Source organism: Rhizobium sullae (genome assembly GCF_025200715.1).
Classification (GTDB): domain Bacteria; phylum Pseudomonadota; class Alphaproteobacteria; order Rhizobiales; family Rhizobiaceae; genus Rhizobium; species Rhizobium sullae.
Genome location: NZ_CP104143.1, coordinates 2,071,154 through 2,088,279 on the forward strand (window position 1 = coordinate 2,071,154; position 17,126 = coordinate 2,088,279).

Sequence of the window (17,126 nt, forward strand, 5' to 3'; positions counted from 1 at the left end):
AATGTTGTCAACAGGAATTTTTTTCTGAAGTGTAGCAAAAATGCAAAAAAAGCTGGTGACAAAGCTTATTCTTTGAGCTAGCTTTAGCTCACAAAACAGGCAGGGAGATTAAATTCCTGTCGAATTCGCGGTCAAGTCTTGGGAGGATCAGATCTTAGGCGCGCTCGTCGCAGCCCCGGCAACGGTTACAGATCACGCGATACTTAAAACAAGGCTTTCAGCCTTGTTTTTTTTTGGTTTTTCGACCTGCTCGTTCGCAGAAAAACCGTCTTCATTCCCTCACGGCACGTTTCTCATGCCGTAGCGTGAGTTCCATGCAGCAATTCCATGACACGTGCATGACAGCTCCGAAGCCCTCGGAGTTACACATGCCCAAAGTTTGAGCAAAAGCTCCGCCTCACCGGAAGCTTGGGCCTATCTGCGGGAGAGCGTCAAAACCCCAGCCGAAATAGGTCGAGGAGATATACCAGGCGCCGTAGATGACCGCGGAAACGATGGTCGTCAGCGAGAAGGTGAAGAGCGCCCGAAAACGCGTCGGCGCGCTCGGTACAGTGCCGAGAACCACGTCATTGTCCTCCGCCTGCGTGCGCAGGCCGATCGGCAGCACGGCAAAAAGCGTGATCCACCAGACGATGAAATAGACGGCAAAGCCCTGTAGAAAAACCTGCAGCATTTCCTGTGTCCTAAGACGCCGTTGCAAACATTGCAACAGACGCGCTTATAGAGCGAAATGGCGGATAGCTCAAATGGTGTCCGGCCGCCTTGCGCAGTCGGTTCGCTCTGCCGCAGCATCAATCTTCATGCAGCGCCCGGTCATAAAGCTCTTTGCATGCTGGGAGCCTATCCGTCAGCCGCCGTGCTTCATTATTTTCGGCAAGCTTAATGTATTGGGTGATGCTGGCCTTCATAAGTCTGTCTGCGTCCGTCGCCGCATTGCCGGCGCGCTGCAGGTTACGGCGGCCAACGCTTCGCAAGAGTACATAGCGGTCATTCATGCTTTCGCGTCGTATCGTCTGCCAATTGGCGGGATAAATCTCGACCAGCAGCCGGTATAAGGCCGCACATTCCAACTGCCGTGTGCCCTTCTCCTGAACTGGGGGCAGTCTTTCTTTCGCCGCCGAAAAGGTGGGGCTCCAAACCACAAGCAACATAGCAAGCAAAATGGCTGCTGAACCTCGCATGTCGATCCCTCTGTTCTTCATGAACGGACAGCACCAAGCACTGAAAGCAACCAAGAGTGGTGGATTCTTAGAGAATTCGCCTCAAATCTGTTCCAACTCGATCAGCGTGCCGAAGAAGTCCTTCGGATGCAGGAAGAGCACGGGCTTTCCATGGGCACCAGTCTGAGGTTCGCCGCTGCCGAGCATCCTTGCCCCTGATTTCACAAGTTGCTCGCGCGCGGCAATGATGTCCGAAACCTCGTAGCAGATGTGGTGCATGCCGCCAGAAGGATTTTTTTCGAGGAAGGCGGCGATCGGCGAATATTCGCCGAGCGGCTCCAGCAGCTCCACCTTCGTGTTCGGCAGTTCCACGAAGACGACGGTGACGCCGTGTTCAGGCAAAACTTGCGGCTGCGAGACCCTGGCGCCCAAGGTATCGCGGTAGCTTGCCGTTGCTGCGGCAAGGTCGGGAACGGCGATGGCTATATGGTTGACGCGGCCGAGCATCGATCAGACCTTTGTGATGAACGCGGTTACGATCGGCTTCTTGCCCCAGGTCTGGTTTGCCGCGGCACGGACTGCGCGGCGCACCGCTTCCTGCATCATGTCGAGGTCCTTGCGGCGGGCACGCGGGATGCTTTCTATGGCGCCGACGACAGCGTCGAAGAGTGTGTCTTCCATTTCGTCGCCCTCGTCGTCGTAGTCCGGCAGGCCGATCGCGACGAGATCAGGATCGCCAACGATGTCGTAGCGGCTGTCGATCACGACGTTGACCGCGACGTGGCCGACATAGGAAAGCTTCTTGCGATCGCCGATGCCCATCTCATCGAAATCGCCGATCAGCGAGCCGTCCTTGTAGATACGCCCGTGCGGCGCCTCATCGATGACTTCGACCGGACCGGGCGCAAGCCGCAGGATGTCGCCGTTGCGCACGCGCGGAACGATGCCGATGCCGGATTGTTCCGCCAGCTCCTTATGGGCCGACAGATGTATCGCCTCGCCGTGCACGGGCACGACAATCTTCGGACGCGTCAGCTCGTACATTTTCTGCAGCTCGTTGCGGCGCGGATGGCCGGAGACGTGAACGAGGGCTTCGTTGTCGGTGATGACGTGCACGCCCTGCTCCGTCAGGCCGTTCTTGATATCCTGGATCGCCTTCTCGTTGCCGGGAATGGCGCGGGAGGAGAAGACGACGATATCGCCGGCGGCAAGCGCCACGTTGCGCATCTCGTCGCGCGACAGCTTGGCAAGCGCGGCGCGCGGCTCGCCCTGGCTGCCGGTCAGGATGACCACAACCTTGTCGCGCGGAATGTAGCCGTATTCGTCCTCGGAGATGAAGGGCTTTACGCCTTCCATCAGGCCAACATCACGCGAAACGTCGACGACGCGCTTCAGCGAGCTTCCGAGCAGCAACACCTCACGGCCCGCGGCTTCGGCGGCCTCAGCAATAGTGCGGATACGGCCGACGTTCGACGAGAAGCTGGTGATTGCCACCCGACCTTCGGCATTCTCGATGATCCTGCTCAGGCTTTCCGAAACGTCCCTTTCGGACGGCGAGACGCCGTCGCGCAGCGCGTTGGTGGAATCGCACATCAGTGCCAGCACGCCTTCGTCGCCGAGCTGGCGGAAGCGGGTCTCGTCGGTCAGCGGCCCGAGCGACGGTTCGTGATCGATCTTCCAGTCGCCGGTGTGGATCACATTGCCCAGCGGCGTGCGGATCATCAGCGACATCGGCTCTGGAATCGAGTGATTGACGGCCACGCCTTCGATGCTGAAGGGACCGGCATTGATCGTATCGCCCGCCTTGAACATCGTCACGGGCACTTCGCCGATCGCATCCTTCTCGAAATTGCGCTTAGCCTCGAGCAGGCCCGCGGTGAAAGGCGAGCCGTAGACGGGAACATTCAGGCCCGGCCAGAGATCGGCCAACGCACCGTAGTGATCCTCATGCGCATGCGTGATGATGATCGCCTTGAGGTTCTTGCGCTCGGCGGCGAGAAAGCGAATGTCGGGCAGCACCAGATCGACGCCCGGGAGATCCGGACCGGGGAAGGTGACGCCGCAATCGACCATGATCCACTGGCGGTTTCCCGCCGGGCCGTAACCGTACAGCGCGAGATTCATGCCGATCTCGCCGACACCGCCCAAGGGCAGAAATACCAGTTCGTCCTGCTTAGCCATAAGCTCCACTATCCAAAAAATACATCCCCGGCGGCAATCCGCATCATATTGCCCGCGCCGGTTTCGAGCATCAACACGCCATTATCATCAATCCCGGCGAATTGTCCGGAAATCGAGCGGTCCGGCAGGTTGACCGTGATCTTTTCGCCGATGCCGCAGGCCACATCTCGCCAGCGGGCGGCGATCTCGCGAACGCCGCGCCCCTCGTTCCAGATATCGAGCACCTCGGCCATCGAAGCGAAGAGATGGGCGAAAAGTTCCTCGGGGGCGGCGGTACTTCCCTCTTGGCGCAGGCAAGTCACCGGGTAGAGCGAATTGTCGGGCATGACCGAAACGTTGATGCCGATGCCGATCACCAGCGCATAGCGCCCATCCGCAAGCTTTTCACCTTCGACGAGGATCCCGCAGGTCTTCCTGCGCCCGATCAGGATATCATTCGGCCATTTCACCTCAAGCGGTGCAGCGCCGGGCGGCAGAACCATGCGGATCGCTCGATGCACGGCAACGGCGATCGCCAGCGGGAGCGACGAAAGACGCTCCATCGGCGCCGGATCGATCAAGAGAAGGGAGGCGTAAAGATTGCCGCGTTCCGAAGCCCAGGTGCGGCCGCGGCGGCCACGGCCGCTCGTCTGCTTCTGCGCGGTCACCCACAGGAAACCGCCGTCCCCTGCCCTGGCGCGGGCAAGGCATTCGCTGTTGGTGGATGATGTCTCCGACAGCGCCTCGTGCCGGAAATCGCCGAGCGATATCCGGCGCCGCGCGGGAGACATCATCAAAAGAGCGTCGCAGCCGCGAGTTCGGCCGCCCCGCCGATCGGCCCGCCGATGACGACATAGGCAAGAACGAACAGCCCGGAAAGGCCGAAGACGAGGCGAAGCGGACCGGAAACGCGGGCAAACTCATCCGTCGCCTCATCGAACCACATCAGCTTGATGACACGCAGATAATAGTAGGCGCCGACGACCGATGCGAGAACGCCGATGATGGCGAGGGCATAGAGCTTGGCTTCGATGGCGGCGACGAAGACGAAATACTTCGCGAAGAAGCCTGCAAGCGGCGGAATGCCGGCGAGCGAGAACATCAGGATCGTCAGCACCGTCGCCATGAAGGGGTTCGTGCTGGAAAGACCTGCCAGATCGTCGACGGCTTCGACGATCGTGCCGTCCTTGCGGCGCATCGACATGATGATCGCAAACGAGCCGAGCGTCATGACCATGTAGATGACCATGTAAAGCATGACGCCAGTCACACCCGTCTGGTTGCCGGCGGCAAGGCCGACGAGCGCGTAGCCCATGTGACCGATCGAGGAATAGGCCATCAGCCGCTTGATGTTCCGCTGACCGATGGCGGCGAAGGCGCCGAGCAGCATCGAAGCGATCGAGATGAAGACCACGACCTGCTGCCAGTCGGCAGCGACCGGCTGGAAGGCAGTGATGACGATACGCGTCATCATGGCCATGGCGGCAACCTTCGGCGCGCTAGCCAGAAAGGCGGTGACCGGGGTCGGCGCACCTTCGTAGACGTCCGGCGTCCACATGTGGAAGGGAACGGCCGAGATCTTGAAGGCGATGCCTGCGAGGATGAAGACCAGACCGAAGACCAGGCCGAGCGAGCGGGCGCCTTCAGCGGACAGCGCCTGGGCGATATCGGCGAAATGCGTGTGGCCGGTGAAGCCGTAGACCAGCGACATGCCGTAGAGCAGCAAGCCCGAGGAAAGCGCGCCTAGAACGAAGTACTTGAGACCCGCTTCCGTGGACTTCAGGTTTTCCCGGTTGATCGCCGCCACGACGTAGATCGCCAGCGACTGCAACTCGAGGCCGAGATAGAGGGCGATCAGGTCGTTTGCCGAGATCATCAGCATGATGCCGAGCGTGCAGAGCACGAGCAGGACCGGGAACTCGAACTTGTCGAGCTGGTTTTCCCTGGCAAGGCCGATCGACATGAAGAGCGCCGCGAAGGAGCCGACGAGCGCGGTGATCTTCATGAAGCGGGAGAAGCCGTCTGCCTGGTAGACGTCGCCATAAGCAAGGCCATCGCCGGGCACGAAGATCAGCCACAGCGCCGAAGCCGCAAACAGGATCAGCGCTAGAACGCTCACCATGCGGCCCGACCGCTCGCCCGCAAAGACGCCGATCATGAGCAGGACAAGGGCGCCGACCGCGAGGATGATCTCCGGCGCGGAAAGATACAGGCTTGCGAGAATGGTTTCAGCAGTCATGTGCAAAAAGTCCCGTCATCATTTCATCGACAGCGCAACGTCGTGCGCGGCGTTTACAGCGGCCGTATAGTTGTTCACCAGCAGGTCCACGGAAGCGGCGGTCGCATCGAAGACCGGGGCTGGATAGACGCCGAAGAAGATCGTCAGCGCCACCAGCGGATAGAGGATCATCTGCTCACGCGGCGAAAGATCGAGAAGCGCCTTCAGCTTTTCCTTCTCCAGCGCGCCGAAGATCACGCGGCGATAGAGCCAGAGAGCGTAGGCCGCCGATAGGATCACGCCGGTTGCAGCGAAGAGCGCTACCCACGTATTGACGCGGAAGACGCCGATCAGCGTCAGGAATTCGCCGATGAAGCCCGAGGTGCCCGGAAGGCCGACATTCGCCATGGTGAAGACCATGAGGGCCACGGCATATTTCGGCATGTTGTTGACCAGCCCGCCATAGGCCACGATCTCGCGGGTATGGGTGCGGTCATAGATGACGCCGACGCAGAGGAAGAGCGCGCCGGAGACGATGCCGTGCGACAGCATCTGGAAGATGGAGCCTTGCACGCCCTGCATGTTCGCCGCGAAGACGCCCATGGTGACGTAGCCCATGTGGGCCACCGAGGAATAGGCGATCAGCTTCTTGATATCGTCCTGCATCATCGCGACGAGCGAGGTATAGATGATGGCAATGACCGACAGGGCGAAGACCAGCGGCGCAAAGAAATCGGACGCGACCGGGAACATGCCGAGCGAGAAACGGATGAGCCCGTAGCCGCCGAGCTTCAGCAGCACGCCTGCCAGGATGACGGAACCAGCCGTCGGCGCCTGGACGTGCGCATCCGGCAGCCAGGTGTGAACCGGCCACATCGGCATCTTGACGGCAAAGGAGGCGAAGAAGGCAAGCCACAGCCAGGTCTGCATGGCCGGCGGGAACTTATAGGCGAGCAGCGCGGAAATATCCGTCGTGCCGGCCTGCCAGTACATCGCCATGATCGCGAGCAGCATCAGCACGGAGCCGAGCAGCGTATAGAGGAAGAACTTGTAGCTCGCGTAAACGCGGTCCTTGCCACCCCAGACGCCGATGATGAGGAACATCGGAATGAGGCCGGCTTCGAAGAAGACGTAGAAAAGCACGATATCAAGCGATACGAAGACGCCGACCATCATCACTTCAAGGATGAGGAAGGCGATCATGTATTCCTTCAGGCGCTTCTCGATGGAGAGCCAGCTCGCCAGAATGCAGAAGGGCATGAGGACCGTCGTTAGGATGACGAACAGCATCGAGATGCCGTCGACTCCTACGTGATAGCCGATGCCGGTGCCGAGCCAACCGTGCTTCTCGATCATCTGGAAGCCCGGATTCGCATTGTCGAAGCCGATCCAGATGAACAGCGAAACGATGAACGTGACGATGGTCGTGACCAACGAGATGTTGAGCACGTTGCGCCGGCCGCTCGGGCCGTTTTCGTTCATCAGCAGCAGAAGCACCACGCCGACGAGCGGCAGGAAGGTGACCGTTGAAAGAATGGGCCAATCGGTCATCAGAAGGAACTCCCGAGCATCATCCAGGTAACGAGTGCGGCAATGCCGATCAGCATCGCGAAGGCATAGTGATAGAGGTAACCGGTCTGCAGGCGGACGACGCGATTGGTGACGTCGACGACGCGGGCGGCAACGCCGTTCGGGCCGTAAGCGTCGATGACGCCGATATCACCCTTCTTCCACAGGAAGCGGCCGAGCGCCTTGGCGGAACGGACGAAGAGGAAATCGTAGAGCTCGTCGAAGTACCACTTGTTGAGCAGGAATTGATAGAGCACGCGGTGCTGCTGCGCCAGAACACGGGGCGTCGAGGGCGACTGGATATACAAGTACCAGGCCGTGACGAAGCCGAGGAGCATCGCGATGAAGGGGCTGAGCGCCACCCAGGCCGGAACGTGGTGGAATTCTTCCAGCAATTCATTCTCGGCACCGGTGAAGAGCGCGCCCTTCCAGAACTCCGCATAGTCGTGGCCGTAGAAGTAGCCTTCGAACACGACACCCGAGAGAACCGCGCCAATCGCCAGAAGGTAGAGCGGCACGAGCATGACCTGCGGCGATTCGTGGACGTGGTGCATCACCTCGTGGGAAGCACGCGGGGTGCCGAAGAAAGTGAGGAACGCCAGGCGCCAGGAATAGAAGCTCGTGAACAGAGCCGCGATCACCAGCAGCGTGAAGGCAAAGCCTGCGACCGGCGAATGCGAGGCGTAGGTCGCTTCAATGATCACGTCCTTCGAGAAGAAGCCCGCGAAGCCGATCGGGGTAAACGGAATGCCAACGCCGGTGAGCGCCAGCGTGCCTATCGTCATCATCCAGAAGGTGACCGGGATGTGGGTGCGAAGGCCGCCCATGTAGCGCATGTCCTGCTCGCCATCGACGGCATGGATTACCGAGCCGGCGCCGAGGAAGAGCAACGCCTTGAAGAAGGCGTGCGTGAAGAGGTGGAAGATCGCCGCGCCGTAGGCCCCTACTCCCAGGGCCACGAACATGTAGCCGAGCTGCGAGCAGGTCGAATAGGCGATGACGCGCTTGATGTCGTTCTGCACGAGACCGACGGTCGCCGCGAAGAAGGCGGTTATCGCACCGATGGAGGTGACGAAGACCAGCGCATCGGGCGACAGTTCGAAGAGCGGTGACATGCGGGCGACGAGGAAGACGCCGGCGGTGACCATGGTTGCGGCATGGATGAGCGCCGAAACCGGGGTCGGGCCTTCCATGGCGTCTGGCAGCCAGGTGTGCAGCAGGAACTGCGCCGACTTGCCCATCGCGCCCATGAAGAGCAGCAGGCAAATGCCGGTCAGCGCATGCGCCTTGTCGAGCTGCATGCCGAAGAGGTTGAGGACGACATCGCCCGCCGCTTCGGCGCCTTCTTGCGGCGCGAAGCTCGAGGCATTGGCGAAAATCGTGTCGAGGTTGATCGAACCGAAGAGAACGAAAATACCCGCAATACCAAGCACGAAGCCGAAGTCGCCGACGCGGTTGACGACGAAGGCCTTGATGGCGGCCGCGTTTGCCGACGGCTTCTTGTACCAGAAACCGATGAGCAGATACGAGGCCAGACCCACGCCTTCCCAGCCGAAGAACATCTGGGCGAGGTTATCGGAGGTCACCAGCATCAGCATGGCGAAAGTGAAAAGCGAGAGATAGGCGAAGAAGCGCGGGCGATGCGGATCATGATGCATGTATCCGATCGAGTAGACGTGCACCAGCGTCGAGACCGTATTGACGACGATCAGCATGACGGAGGTGAGCGTGTCGACACGCAGCGACCAGGAAGCATCGATGCCACCGGACTGGATCCAGCGCAGAACCTCGACCTTGATCGGTCCGCCTTCGAGATGGCCCATGCCGACGGTGACGAAGACGTACCAGGACAGGACGGCAGCGACGATCATCAGACCGCAGGTGACGTATTCCGATGCCTTGGCGCCGATCGCACGACCGAAGAGGCCGGCTATGATCGCGCCGATCAAGGGAAGAAAGACGATAGCCTTATAGAGGAACATGAGCCGCTCAGCCCTTCATCATATTGACGTCTTCGACCGCGATCGAGCCGCGGTTGCGGTAGAAGACAACAAGAATTGCAAGACCGATCGCCGCTTCAGCCGCAGCAACCGTCAGAATGAATAATGCGAAAACCTGGCCGACGATATCGTTCAGGAACGACGAGAAAGCGACCATGTTGATGTTGACCGAAAGCAGGATAAGTTCGACCGACATCAGTATGATGATGACGTTCTTTCGATTGAGGAAGATGCCGAAAATGCCAATCGTGAAGAGGATGGCACTGACCGTCAGGTAGTGGGAAAGACCGATGACCATGTTCTTTGTTCCTTATCCCTGCCTTTAGAGGCCCTGCCCCGGCTTGACCGTGACCACCTCGACGGCGGTCGCAGGCGTGCGGGCAACCTGCCTCGGAATATTCTGCCGCTTGATGTTGGTGCGGTGCCTCAGCGTCAGCACGATCGCACCGATCATGGCGACGAGAAGGATCAGGCCGGCGATTTGGAAGAAGTAGATGTAATTCGTATAGAGCACGTCGCCGAGAGCGGCGGTATTGGTGCGCTCGGTGATGGCCGGGATCGGCATCGCGACAGTCTTTGCCACTTCCGGAGAGATCACGCTGCCGCCAACGACGACGATGAGTTCGGCCGCAAGAACCAGACCGATCAGGCCGCCGATCGGGGCGTATTCCAGAACGCCCGCGCGTAGCTCCGTGAAGTCGATGTCGAGCATCATGACCACGAAGAGGAAGAGGACCGCGACCGCGCCGACATAGACAACGAGCAGGATCATCGCCAGGAACTCGGCGCCGAGCAGCAGGAAGAGGCCCGCGGCATTGAAGAAGGTCACGATGAGGAAGAGAACCGAATGAACCGGATTCTTCGCCGAGATGACCATGAACGCCGACGCTACCGCGACAAAGGCGAAAAGATAGAAAAATAGAGCCTGCAGACCCATGTTGGTGCCTTTTTCATCTTCCCCCGGGCAGCCGGGAGGTTCCCTGCCCGATGAAGCTTCGCAAGACGTCAAGCCAGCAAAGCTCCGGTGCATGTTGACCGCGGGAGGCGAGTGCCCGCCGCGCGGCATTTCCAATTCCAATCAGCGGTACGGCGCGTCGATCGCCATGTTGCGGGCGATTTCGCGTTCCCACCGGTCGCCATTGTCCAGAAGCCGCTGCTTGTCAAAATAAAGCTCTTCGCGGGTTTCCGTGGCGAATTCGAAATTCGGGCCTTCGACGATCGCATCGACCGGGCATGCCTCCTGGCAGAAGCCGCAATAGATGCACTTCACCATATCGATGTCGTAGCGCACCGTGCGGCGGGTGCCGTCGTTGCGGCGGGGACCTGCTTCAATGGTGATCGCCTGAGCGGGACAGATCGCTTCGCAAAGCTTGCAGGCGATGCAGCGCTCTTCGCCGTTCGGGTAACGGCGCAGCGCATGTTCACCGCGGAAGCGCGGGCTGACCGGACCTTTTTCGAAAGGATAATTGATCGTCGCCTTCTGGCGGAAGAAATAACGCATCGACAAGACGAATGCGCCGACGAATTCCTTGAGGAACAGCGAGCTGACGGCGCTGGACAAGCTTGCCATCTTCAACCTCCAAATTTGCTGGAAACGAGAGCGCACGTCATCATGCCCATCCCATCAGTTTCAGCACGAATGCAACGATGACGACCATAGCGAGCGATAGCGGAAGGAAGACCTTCCAGCCGAGGCGCATCAGTTGGTCGTAGCGGTAGCGCGGCACGAAGGCTTTGACCATCGCGAACATGAAGAACACCAGGCAGGCCTTCAGCGTGAACCAGATGATGCCCGGCACCCAATTCAGGAACCAAACGTCAACCGGGGGCAGCCAGCCGCCGAGGAAGAGGATCGTCGTCAGCGCGCACATCAGGCAGACGGCCGCATATTCGCCGAGCATGAACATCATGTACGGCGAGGAGCCGTATTCGACCATGAAGCCGGCGACCAGTTCCGATTCCGCTTCCGGAAGATCGAAGGGCGGACGGTTTGTTTCGGCAAGGGCGGAAACAAAGAAGATGATGAACACCGGGAACAGCGCCAGCCAGTGCCAGTCGAGGAAGGACGCCGGCAGGCCGAGCATCGTTCCAAGGCCGTCATGCTGCGCATTGACGATGTCGGTCAGGTTCAGCGAGCCGACGCAAAGCAGGACGGTGACGATGACGAAGCCGATCGAGACTTCGTAGGAAACCATCTGCGCAGCAGAACGGAGCGCACCGAGGAACGGATACTTCGAGTTCGAAGCCCAGCCGCCCATGATGATACCGTAGACCTCAAGCGAGGCGATCGCGAAAATATAGAGGATGCCGACATTGATGTCGGCAATCACCCAGCCGTCCGCGAGCGGCACGACCGCCCAAGTGGACAGTGCCAGAAGCACGGCGACGAGCGGCGCAAGTAGGAAGACGACCTTGTTTGCGCCCGCCGGAATGACGGGCTCCTTGAAGACGAACTTCAGAAGGTCGGCGAAGGATTGGAACAGGCCGAAAGGGCCGACGACGTTCGGGCCGCGGCGAAGCTGCACCGCCGCCCAAATCTTGCGGTCGGCAAGGAGCACGTAGGCGATGAAGACCAAAAGGCAGACCAGCAGGAGAAGCGACTGGCCGACCATGATGATCCCCGGCCAGACATATGTGGAAAAGAAAGAGTCCATCGTCCCTGCCCTTACTCTGCCGCGACTTTGAAGTTGTTGCGGGCCAATGCCGAGCATTCGGCCATGACAGCCGAGGCGCGTGCGATCGGGTTCGTCAAATAGAAGTCTTTGACCGGTGACGCAAACCCGGATTTGTTCATCTTCCCGGCTTTTTTGGCCAGTGCGGCAATTTTGGCGCTGTCGCTTTCGGCAATCTCATCGATGGCGGCGAAATGCGGGAACGCGGCGTAGAGTTTCGAGCGCAGTTCGGCAAGCGAATCAAAGGGAAGCTTCTTGCCGAGGACGTCGGAAAGCGCACGCAGGATCGCCCAGTCTTCGCGGGCATCGCCCGGTGCGAAACCGGCGCGGCCGCCCATCTGGACGCGGCCTTCGGTATTGACCCAGATGCCCGACTTTTCGGTATAGGCGGCAGCCGGCAGGATGACATCGGCATAGTGCGCACCGTTGTCGCCGTGCGAGCCGATATAGACCGTGAGCTTGGCCTTCTTGGCGGAGAGGTCGAGTTCGTCGGCGCCGAGCAGGAAGAGCACGTCCATCGAGCCCAGCATCTCGGCCGCGTTGACGCCCTTGGTGCCTGGCACGAAACCGAGGTCGAGGCCGCCGACACGCGATGCGGCCGTATGCAGGACGGCAAAACCGTTCCAGCCTTCGACGACCGCGCCTACATTGACGGCGAGCTTTGCAGCACTTGCCAGAACGCCTGCGCCATCCGTGCGCGAAAGCGCGCCCTGGCCGATGATGATCAGCGGCTTCTTGGCATCGGTCAGGACCTTGGCGAAGGCATGGTTGCCATCCACCAGATCCTTCAGCGTATCCGGACCGGCGCCGAGATATTCGTAGTCATAACGCAGGTCGGCGCCTTCGCCGATCACGCCGATCGGGAAGCCGCCGCGGCGCCAGCGCTTGCGGATGCGGGCGTTGAGCACGGCTGCCTCGAAGCGCGGATTGGCGCCGATGATGAGCAGCGCGTCGGCCTGTTCGATGCCTTCGATCGTCGGGTTGAAAAGGTAGCTTGCGCGGCCGAGCGACGGATCAAGTGCCGTCCCATCCTGGCGGCAGTCGAGGTTCCCGGAACCCAGCGACTTCATCAGCTCGGAGAGCGCATACATTTCCTCGACCGAAGCGAGGTCACCGGCAATCGCGCCGATCTTTTCGCCGGTCGTCTTGGAAACTGCGGTCTTGATGGCGCTGAAGGCTTCCGCCCAGGTCGCAGGCTGCAGACGGCCGCCCTTGCGGACATAAGGCCGGTCCAGGCGCTGCGTCTTCAGGCCGTCCCAAATGAAGCGGCTCTTGTCGGAGATCCACTCCTCGTTGATCGCCTCGTTGACACGCGGCAGGATGCGCATGACTTCGCGGCCGCGGGTATCGACGCGGATGGCGGAGCCGAGCGCGTCCATGACGTCGATCGATTCCGTCTTGTTCAATTCCCACGGACGAGCCGTGAAGGCGAAGGGCTTCGAGGTCAGCGCGCCGACCGGGCACAGGTCGACGACGTTGCCCTGCAGCTCGGAGGTCATCGCCTGCTCGAGATAGGTGGTAATTTCGGCGTCTTCGCCGCGGCCGATCAGGCCAAGCTCCGAAATGCCGGCGACTTCCGTCGTGAAGCGGACGCAGCGCGTGCAGTGGATGCAGCGGTTCATGACCGTCTTGACGAGCGGGCCGATATACTTGTCCTCGACGGCGCGCTTGTCTTCCTGGTAGCGCGAGGTGTCAATGCCGAAGGCCATCGCCTGGTCCTGCAGGTCGCATTCGCCACCTTGGTCGCAGATCGGGCAATCGAGCGGATGGTTGATCAGAAGGAATTCCATCACGCCTTCGCGGGCCTTCTTGACCATCGGCGTGTTGGTGAAGACCTCAGGCAGTTCACCGTTCGGGCCACCGCGGATATCGCGCACGCCCATGGCGCAGGAGGCCTGCGGCTTCGGCGGGCCACCCTTCACTTCGACAAGGCACATGCGGCAATTGCCGGCGACCGACAGCCGCTCGTGGAAGCAGAAGCGCGGAACTTCAGCGCCGGCTTCCTCACACGCCTGAATGAGCGTGTAGTGATCCGGGACTTCGATCTCGTTGCCGTCAATCTTCAGTTTTGCCATCGTCACTCAGTCCTGTTTCCTGTTCGCCGGATGGCGGCAAACAAACCTATCCTGCAACATTGCCGCTGCCATGCGGGGATTTTGTCCCCGCAAGCACCGGTGTCGCCCAAATTGTCTTTCCGGCTTGCAGCTCAAAGGCGCTTGCCCGTTTGCCGCTTCGCCATCTCCTTCCGCCTGCTTGGGTCAGCCGGAAAAAATCACGTCCGCTTCCGGCCCTTCGCAGAAAGCGCCTTCGCCTGACCGGTCCAATCGTCGCGTGCGATGCGGCCGTTGAAACCAAGTTCGCCGTCGAGCTTTGCGATTTGCGCATCCGTCCAGGACGCGATCTCGGCGAACGTGCGGATGCCCTTTGCGTTCAGCACCTGCTCGAGCTTCGGGCCGATTCCTGCAATCAGCTTCAGATCGTCAGCCTTTTTCGCCCGCGCCGCCGGATTCTTCGGTGCCGTAGGCTTTGGGCCGGTTCCGGTTGCGCCGACAATCGAAAGCTTGGCCTTCTTCGCGGCTGCCGGCCGGATATTCTCCGGCTTGATGCGCACTTCCGGCTTCGACTCTTCCGGCGCCGTGTCGTCGAGCGCCTCCGCCAGCTTATGAGTTGCCTCAAACGCACCCTGCAAAGCGCCGAAGAACGCGCTTGCTATCTGCGTCGAGAAACCAAAACCGATCGCGGTTGCCGCAGCCATCGCGGCTACGGGAGGCCCCATCAACGGATGCACCGGTAAAGCCCGTTCCAGCATCCCGGCAGCAAGACGGCCGAAGTCAGCTGCGAATTCGGCTGCTCCGTCCTTCCTTGTTGTGCTGTCGGATGCCTTCGTCATCTCTTATTCCGCAGCCTCCAGAACCGCACCGTGATCCATCGCGCTCGCCGTGTACTGGTCGATGCGCGCTTCGATCTCCGGGCGAAAGTTACGGATCAGACCCTGCACCGGCCATGCGGCGGCATCGCCGAGCGCACAGATGGTGTGACCTTCGATCTGCTTGGTGACCTGGAAGAGCATGTCGATTTCGCGCTTGTGCGCATTACCTTTGGCCATGCGCTCCATCACGCGCCACATCCAGCCGGTGCCTTCGCGGCACGGCGTGCACTGGCCACAGCTCTCATGCTTGAAGAAAGCCGAGATGCGGGCGATCGCCTTGATGACGTCCGTCGACTTGTCCATGACGATCGCGGCGGCCGTGCCGAAGGACGAGCCGACAGCGCGCAGGCCGTCGAAATCCATCGGGCAATCGATGATGTCCTTGGCGGGCACGATCGGGCAAGAGGCGCCACCCGGAATGACAGCAAGCAGGTTGTCCCAGCCGCCGCGGATGCCGCCGGCGTGACGATCGACGAGTTCGCGGAAAGTGATGCCCATCTCTTCTTCGACGGTGCACGGCTTGTTGACGTGACCGGAGAGCATGAAAAGCTTGGTGCCGACATTGTTCGGACGGCCGATCGAGGAAAACCAGCCGGCGCCGCGGCGAAGAATCGTCGGGGCAACGGCGATCGACTCGACGTTGTTGACCGTCGTTGGACAGCCGTAGAGACCCATGTTGGCCGGGAATGGCGGCTTCAGACGCGGCTGGCCCTTCTTGCCTTCCAGGCTTTCGAGCAGCGCGGTTTCTTCACCGCAGATGTAAGCGCCGGCGCCGTGATGAACAAAAATGTCCATATCCCAGCCGAGCTTGTTGTTTTTACCCAACAAACCGTAATCGTAGCATTCGTCGATGGCGGCCTGCAGCGCCTCGCGCTCGCGGATATATTCGCCGCGGACGTAGATGTAAGCGGCATTCGCACCCATGGCGAAGCTCGCGATCACGCAGCCTTCGATCAGCGTATGCGGATCGTGGCGCATGATGTCGCGATCCTTGCAGGTACCGGGCTCCGATTCGTCGGCATTGACGACGAGGTAATGTGGGCGGCCGTCGCTTTCCTTCGGCATGAAGGACCACTTGAGACCGGTCGGGAAGCCGGCGCCGCCGCGTCCGCGAAGGCCGGATGCCTTCATCTCGTTGACGATCCAGTCACGGCCCTTTTCGAGGATCTGCTTGGTGCCGTCCCAGTGGCCGCGGCTCATCGCACCTTTCAGGGACTTGTCCTTGAGGCCGTAGATGTTGGTAAAGATGCGGTCTTTATCTTGTAACATACTTCACACCTCTTACCGCGGCTTCTTGCCGAAGACCTTGATATATTCCGCTTCGCCGCCCTTGGCGAGCGCCTTGGCCTGCTTGACCCAGTCGTCGCGCTCGACACGGCCCTTGAAATTCAAGTATCCATCGACCCATTCGCGTTCGGCCTTCTTCCAGCCCGCGACCTGCGCGTAGGTGAAGATGCCGAGTTCGTTCAAAATGCCTTCGATCTTCGGACCGACGCCGGAGATCAGCTTGAGGTCGTCCGGAGCCGCCGGCTTTGCAACGCCCGCCGGGCGGTTCTTGTCAGTCAGCGTCGGCTTGCTAGCGGCCGCCGCAGCGGCGGCCTTTGCAGGCTTTTCAGCCGGTGCAGGTAGCGGCGCGGCCTCGACGGCCTTGGCATTCTTGGCAGCAGCCTTCGGCGCCGTATGCGGCGTCTTCAGCGACGGGTTGGTTTCAGCGTCCCCGCTCTTCGGGCGGCCGGCCTCGGAGGGCGGAAGGCTGACGGCATCCTGTACAGCCTTCTTCGCGGAAGGCTTCGGCTTCGGATCCGGCGCCAGAAGCGTCGTCGGGCCGCCTTCGGGCGAGGAAAAATGACGGTCGATCTGCGGGCCGGGCTTGATGCTTGCGCCGTTGCCGTCATTGAAAGTGTCAATGATCTCTTCCAGACGCTCCGGCGTCAGGTCTTCATAGGTATCCTTGCCGATCATCACCATCGGTGCGTTAACGCACGCCCCGAGACATTCGACCTCTTCCCAGGAGAGCGTGCCTTCGGCATTGCGCTCGAACGGGTGATCGTGGATCTTGCTCTTGCAGACCTTCATCAGGCCCTCGGCACCGCGCAGCATGCAGGGCGTCGTACCGCAGACCTGCACATGGGCGCGCGTGCCGACCGGAGCAAGCTGGAACTGCGTGTAGAAGGTCGCGACCTCGAGCACGCGGATATAGGCCATGTCCAGCATGTCGGCGATCTTCTCGATCGCCGCGCGGGTGACCCAGCCGTCCTGCTCCTGCGCCCGCATCAGCAGCGGGATGACCGCCGACTGCTGACGGCCCGCGGGATATTTCTTGACCGTCTTGTCCGCCCAAACCGCATTTTCGTCATTGAAGGCGAATGCGGCGGGCTGGAATTGATCTTCGGCTAGTCGACGAACGGACATTCTTCC

16 protein-coding genes are annotated in these 17,126 nt (G+C 60.7%); all 16 read right to left on the minus strand.

The features are described 5' to 3' along the window. Positions 1-397: 397 nt before the first annotated feature. The 16 genes from N2599_RS10550 to nuoE all read right to left on the minus strand — a co-directional run bounded on the left by N2599_RS10550 (position 398) and on the right by nuoE (position 17,120). Positions 398-673 carry a DUF1467 family protein gene (locus N2599_RS10550; protein WP_027508549.1) on the minus strand — a complete coding sequence of 92 codons (276 nt, stop codon included), beginning with the start codon at positions 671-673 and terminating at the stop codon, positions 398-400. 118 nt (positions 674-791) lie between these two features. Beyond that, the gene (locus N2599_RS10555; protein WP_156915214.1) at positions 792-1,202 is read right to left on the minus strand and encodes a hypothetical protein; all 411 of its coding nucleotides are present in this window, start codon (positions 1,200-1,202) and stop codon (positions 792-794) included. A gap of 60 nt (positions 1,203-1,262) precedes the next feature. Then, on the minus strand, positions 1,263-1,667 hold the full coding sequence (gene mce / locus N2599_RS10560) for a methylmalonyl-CoA epimerase (RefSeq protein WP_027508547.1): 405 nt from the start codon (positions 1,665-1,667) through the stop codon (positions 1,263-1,265). A 3-nt stretch (positions 1,668-1,670) separates the two neighbouring features. Next, positions 1,671-3,341, minus strand: coding sequence for a ribonuclease J (locus tag N2599_RS10565; RefSeq protein WP_027508546.1), 1,671 nt, complete (start codon positions 3,339-3,341; stop codon positions 1,671-1,673). Between the two features lie 8 nt (positions 3,342-3,349). Beyond that, entirely contained in the window at positions 3,350-4,114 is a 765-nt protein-coding gene (locus tag N2599_RS10570; RefSeq protein WP_027508545.1) for a biotin--[acetyl-CoA-carboxylase] ligase, read from the minus strand. After that, positions 4,114-5,559, minus strand: coding sequence for an NADH-quinone oxidoreductase subunit NuoN (gene nuoN / locus N2599_RS10575; RefSeq protein ID WP_027508544.1), 1,446 nt, complete (start codon positions 5,557-5,559; stop codon positions 4,114-4,116). The genes N2599_RS10570 and nuoN overlap by 1 nt, the downstream gene beginning before the upstream one ends. Positions 5,560-5,577: 18 nt before the next feature. Continuing rightward, a complete protein-coding gene (locus N2599_RS10580) occupies positions 5,578-7,089 on the minus strand; it encodes an NADH-quinone oxidoreductase subunit M (RefSeq protein ID WP_027508543.1) in 1,512 nt (503 codons plus the stop codon). Next, entirely contained in the window at positions 7,089-9,089 is a 2,001-nt protein-coding gene (nuoL, locus tag N2599_RS10585) for an NADH-quinone oxidoreductase subunit L (protein ID WP_027508542.1), read from the minus strand. The genes N2599_RS10580 and nuoL overlap by 1 nt, the downstream gene beginning before the upstream one ends. A 7-nt stretch (positions 9,090-9,096) precedes the next feature. Next, positions 9,097-9,405 carry an NADH-quinone oxidoreductase subunit NuoK gene (nuoK, locus tag N2599_RS10590; protein WP_027508541.1) on the minus strand — a complete coding sequence of 103 codons (309 nt, stop codon included), beginning with the start codon at positions 9,403-9,405 and terminating at the stop codon, positions 9,097-9,099. Positions 9,406-9,429: 24 nt separating this feature from the next. Then, positions 9,430-10,044 (minus strand): NADH-quinone oxidoreductase subunit J, encoded by a 615-nt coding sequence (locus tag N2599_RS10595; protein WP_027508540.1) that lies wholly within the window; start codon positions 10,042-10,044, stop codon positions 9,430-9,432. A gap of 141 nt (positions 10,045-10,185) precedes the next feature. Beyond that, on the minus strand, positions 10,186-10,677 hold the full coding sequence (nuoI, locus tag N2599_RS10600; protein WP_027508539.1) for an NADH-quinone oxidoreductase subunit NuoI: 492 nt from the start codon (positions 10,675-10,677) through the stop codon (positions 10,186-10,188). A gap of 40 nt (positions 10,678-10,717) precedes the next feature. Beyond that, entirely contained in the window at positions 10,718-11,761 is a 1,044-nt protein-coding gene (gene nuoH / locus N2599_RS10605) for an NADH-quinone oxidoreductase subunit NuoH (protein WP_027508538.1), read from the minus strand. Positions 11,762-11,772: 11 nt separating this feature from the next. Then, positions 11,773-13,854: an NADH-quinone oxidoreductase subunit NuoG gene (gene nuoG, locus N2599_RS10610; protein WP_027508537.1), complete on the minus strand. Its 2,082-nt coding sequence runs from the start codon at positions 13,852-13,854 to the stop codon at positions 11,773-11,775. A 197-nt stretch (positions 13,855-14,051) separates the two neighbouring features. Next, entirely contained in the window at positions 14,052-14,669 is a 618-nt protein-coding gene (locus N2599_RS10615; RefSeq protein ID WP_027508536.1) for a helix-hairpin-helix domain-containing protein, read from the minus strand. A 3-nt stretch (positions 14,670-14,672) separates the two neighbouring features. Then, the gene (gene nuoF, locus N2599_RS10620; protein ID WP_027508535.1) at positions 14,673-15,977 is read right to left on the minus strand and encodes an NADH-quinone oxidoreductase subunit NuoF; all 1,305 of its coding nucleotides are present in this window, start codon (positions 15,975-15,977) and stop codon (positions 14,673-14,675) included. Between the two features lie 12 nt (positions 15,978-15,989). Beyond that, on the minus strand, positions 15,990-17,120 hold the full coding sequence (nuoE, locus tag N2599_RS10625; protein ID WP_027508534.1) for an NADH-quinone oxidoreductase subunit NuoE: 1,131 nt from the start codon (positions 17,118-17,120) through the stop codon (positions 15,990-15,992). Between the last annotated feature and the right edge of the window lie 6 nt (positions 17,121-17,126).

Bases quoted from the DNA above. Each gene is read 5' to 3' on its own strand.
- N2599_RS10550 (WP_027508549.1), bottom strand. From the start codon at position 673: ATGCTGCAGGTTTTTCTACAGGGCTTTGCCGTCTATTTCATCGTCTGG.
- N2599_RS10555 (WP_156915214.1), bottom strand. From the start codon at position 1,202: ATGAAGAACAGAGGGATCGACATGCGAGGTTCAGCAGCCATTTTGCTT.
- mce (WP_027508547.1), bottom strand. From the start codon at position 1,667: ATGCTCGGCCGCGTCAACCATATAGCCATCGCCGTTCCCGACCTTGCC.
- N2599_RS10565 (WP_027508546.1), bottom strand. From the start codon at position 3,341: ATGGCTAAGCAGGACGAACTGGTATTTCTGCCCTTGGGCGGTGTCGGC.
- N2599_RS10570 (WP_027508545.1), bottom strand. From the start codon at position 4,114: ATGATGTCTCCCGCGCGGCGCCGGATATCGCTCGGCGATTTCCGGCAC.
- nuoN (WP_027508544.1), bottom strand. From the start codon at position 5,559: ATGACTGCTGAAACCATTCTCGCAAGCCTGTATCTTTCCGCGCCGGAG.
- N2599_RS10580 (WP_027508543.1), bottom strand. From the start codon at position 7,089: ATGACCGATTGGCCCATTCTTTCAACGGTCACCTTCCTGCCGCTCGTC.
- nuoL (WP_027508542.1), bottom strand. From the start codon at position 9,089: ATGTTCCTCTATAAGGCTATCGTCTTTCTTCCCTTGATCGGCGCGATC.
- nuoK (WP_027508541.1), bottom strand. From the start codon at position 9,405: ATGGTCATCGGTCTTTCCCACTACCTGACGGTCAGTGCCATCCTCTTC.
- N2599_RS10595 (WP_027508540.1), bottom strand. From the start codon at position 10,044: ATGGGTCTGCAGGCTCTATTTTTCTATCTTTTCGCCTTTGTCGCGGTA.
- nuoI (WP_027508539.1), bottom strand. From the start codon at position 10,677: ATGGCAAGCTTGTCCAGCGCCGTCAGCTCGCTGTTCCTCAAGGAATTC.
- nuoH (WP_027508538.1), bottom strand. From the start codon at position 11,761: ATGGACTCTTTCTTTTCCACATATGTCTGGCCGGGGATCATCATGGTC.
- nuoG (WP_027508537.1), bottom strand. From the start codon at position 13,854: ATGGCAAAACTGAAGATTGACGGCAACGAGATCGAAGTCCCGGATCAC.
- N2599_RS10615 (WP_027508536.1), bottom strand. From the start codon at position 14,669: ATGACGAAGGCATCCGACAGCACAACAAGGAAGGACGGAGCAGCCGAA.
- nuoF (WP_027508535.1), bottom strand. From the start codon at position 15,977: ATGTTACAAGATAAAGACCGCATCTTTACCAACATCTACGGCCTCAAG.
- nuoE (WP_027508534.1), bottom strand. From the start codon at position 17,120: ATGTCCGTTCGTCGACTAGCCGAAGATCAATTCCAGCCCGCCGCATTC.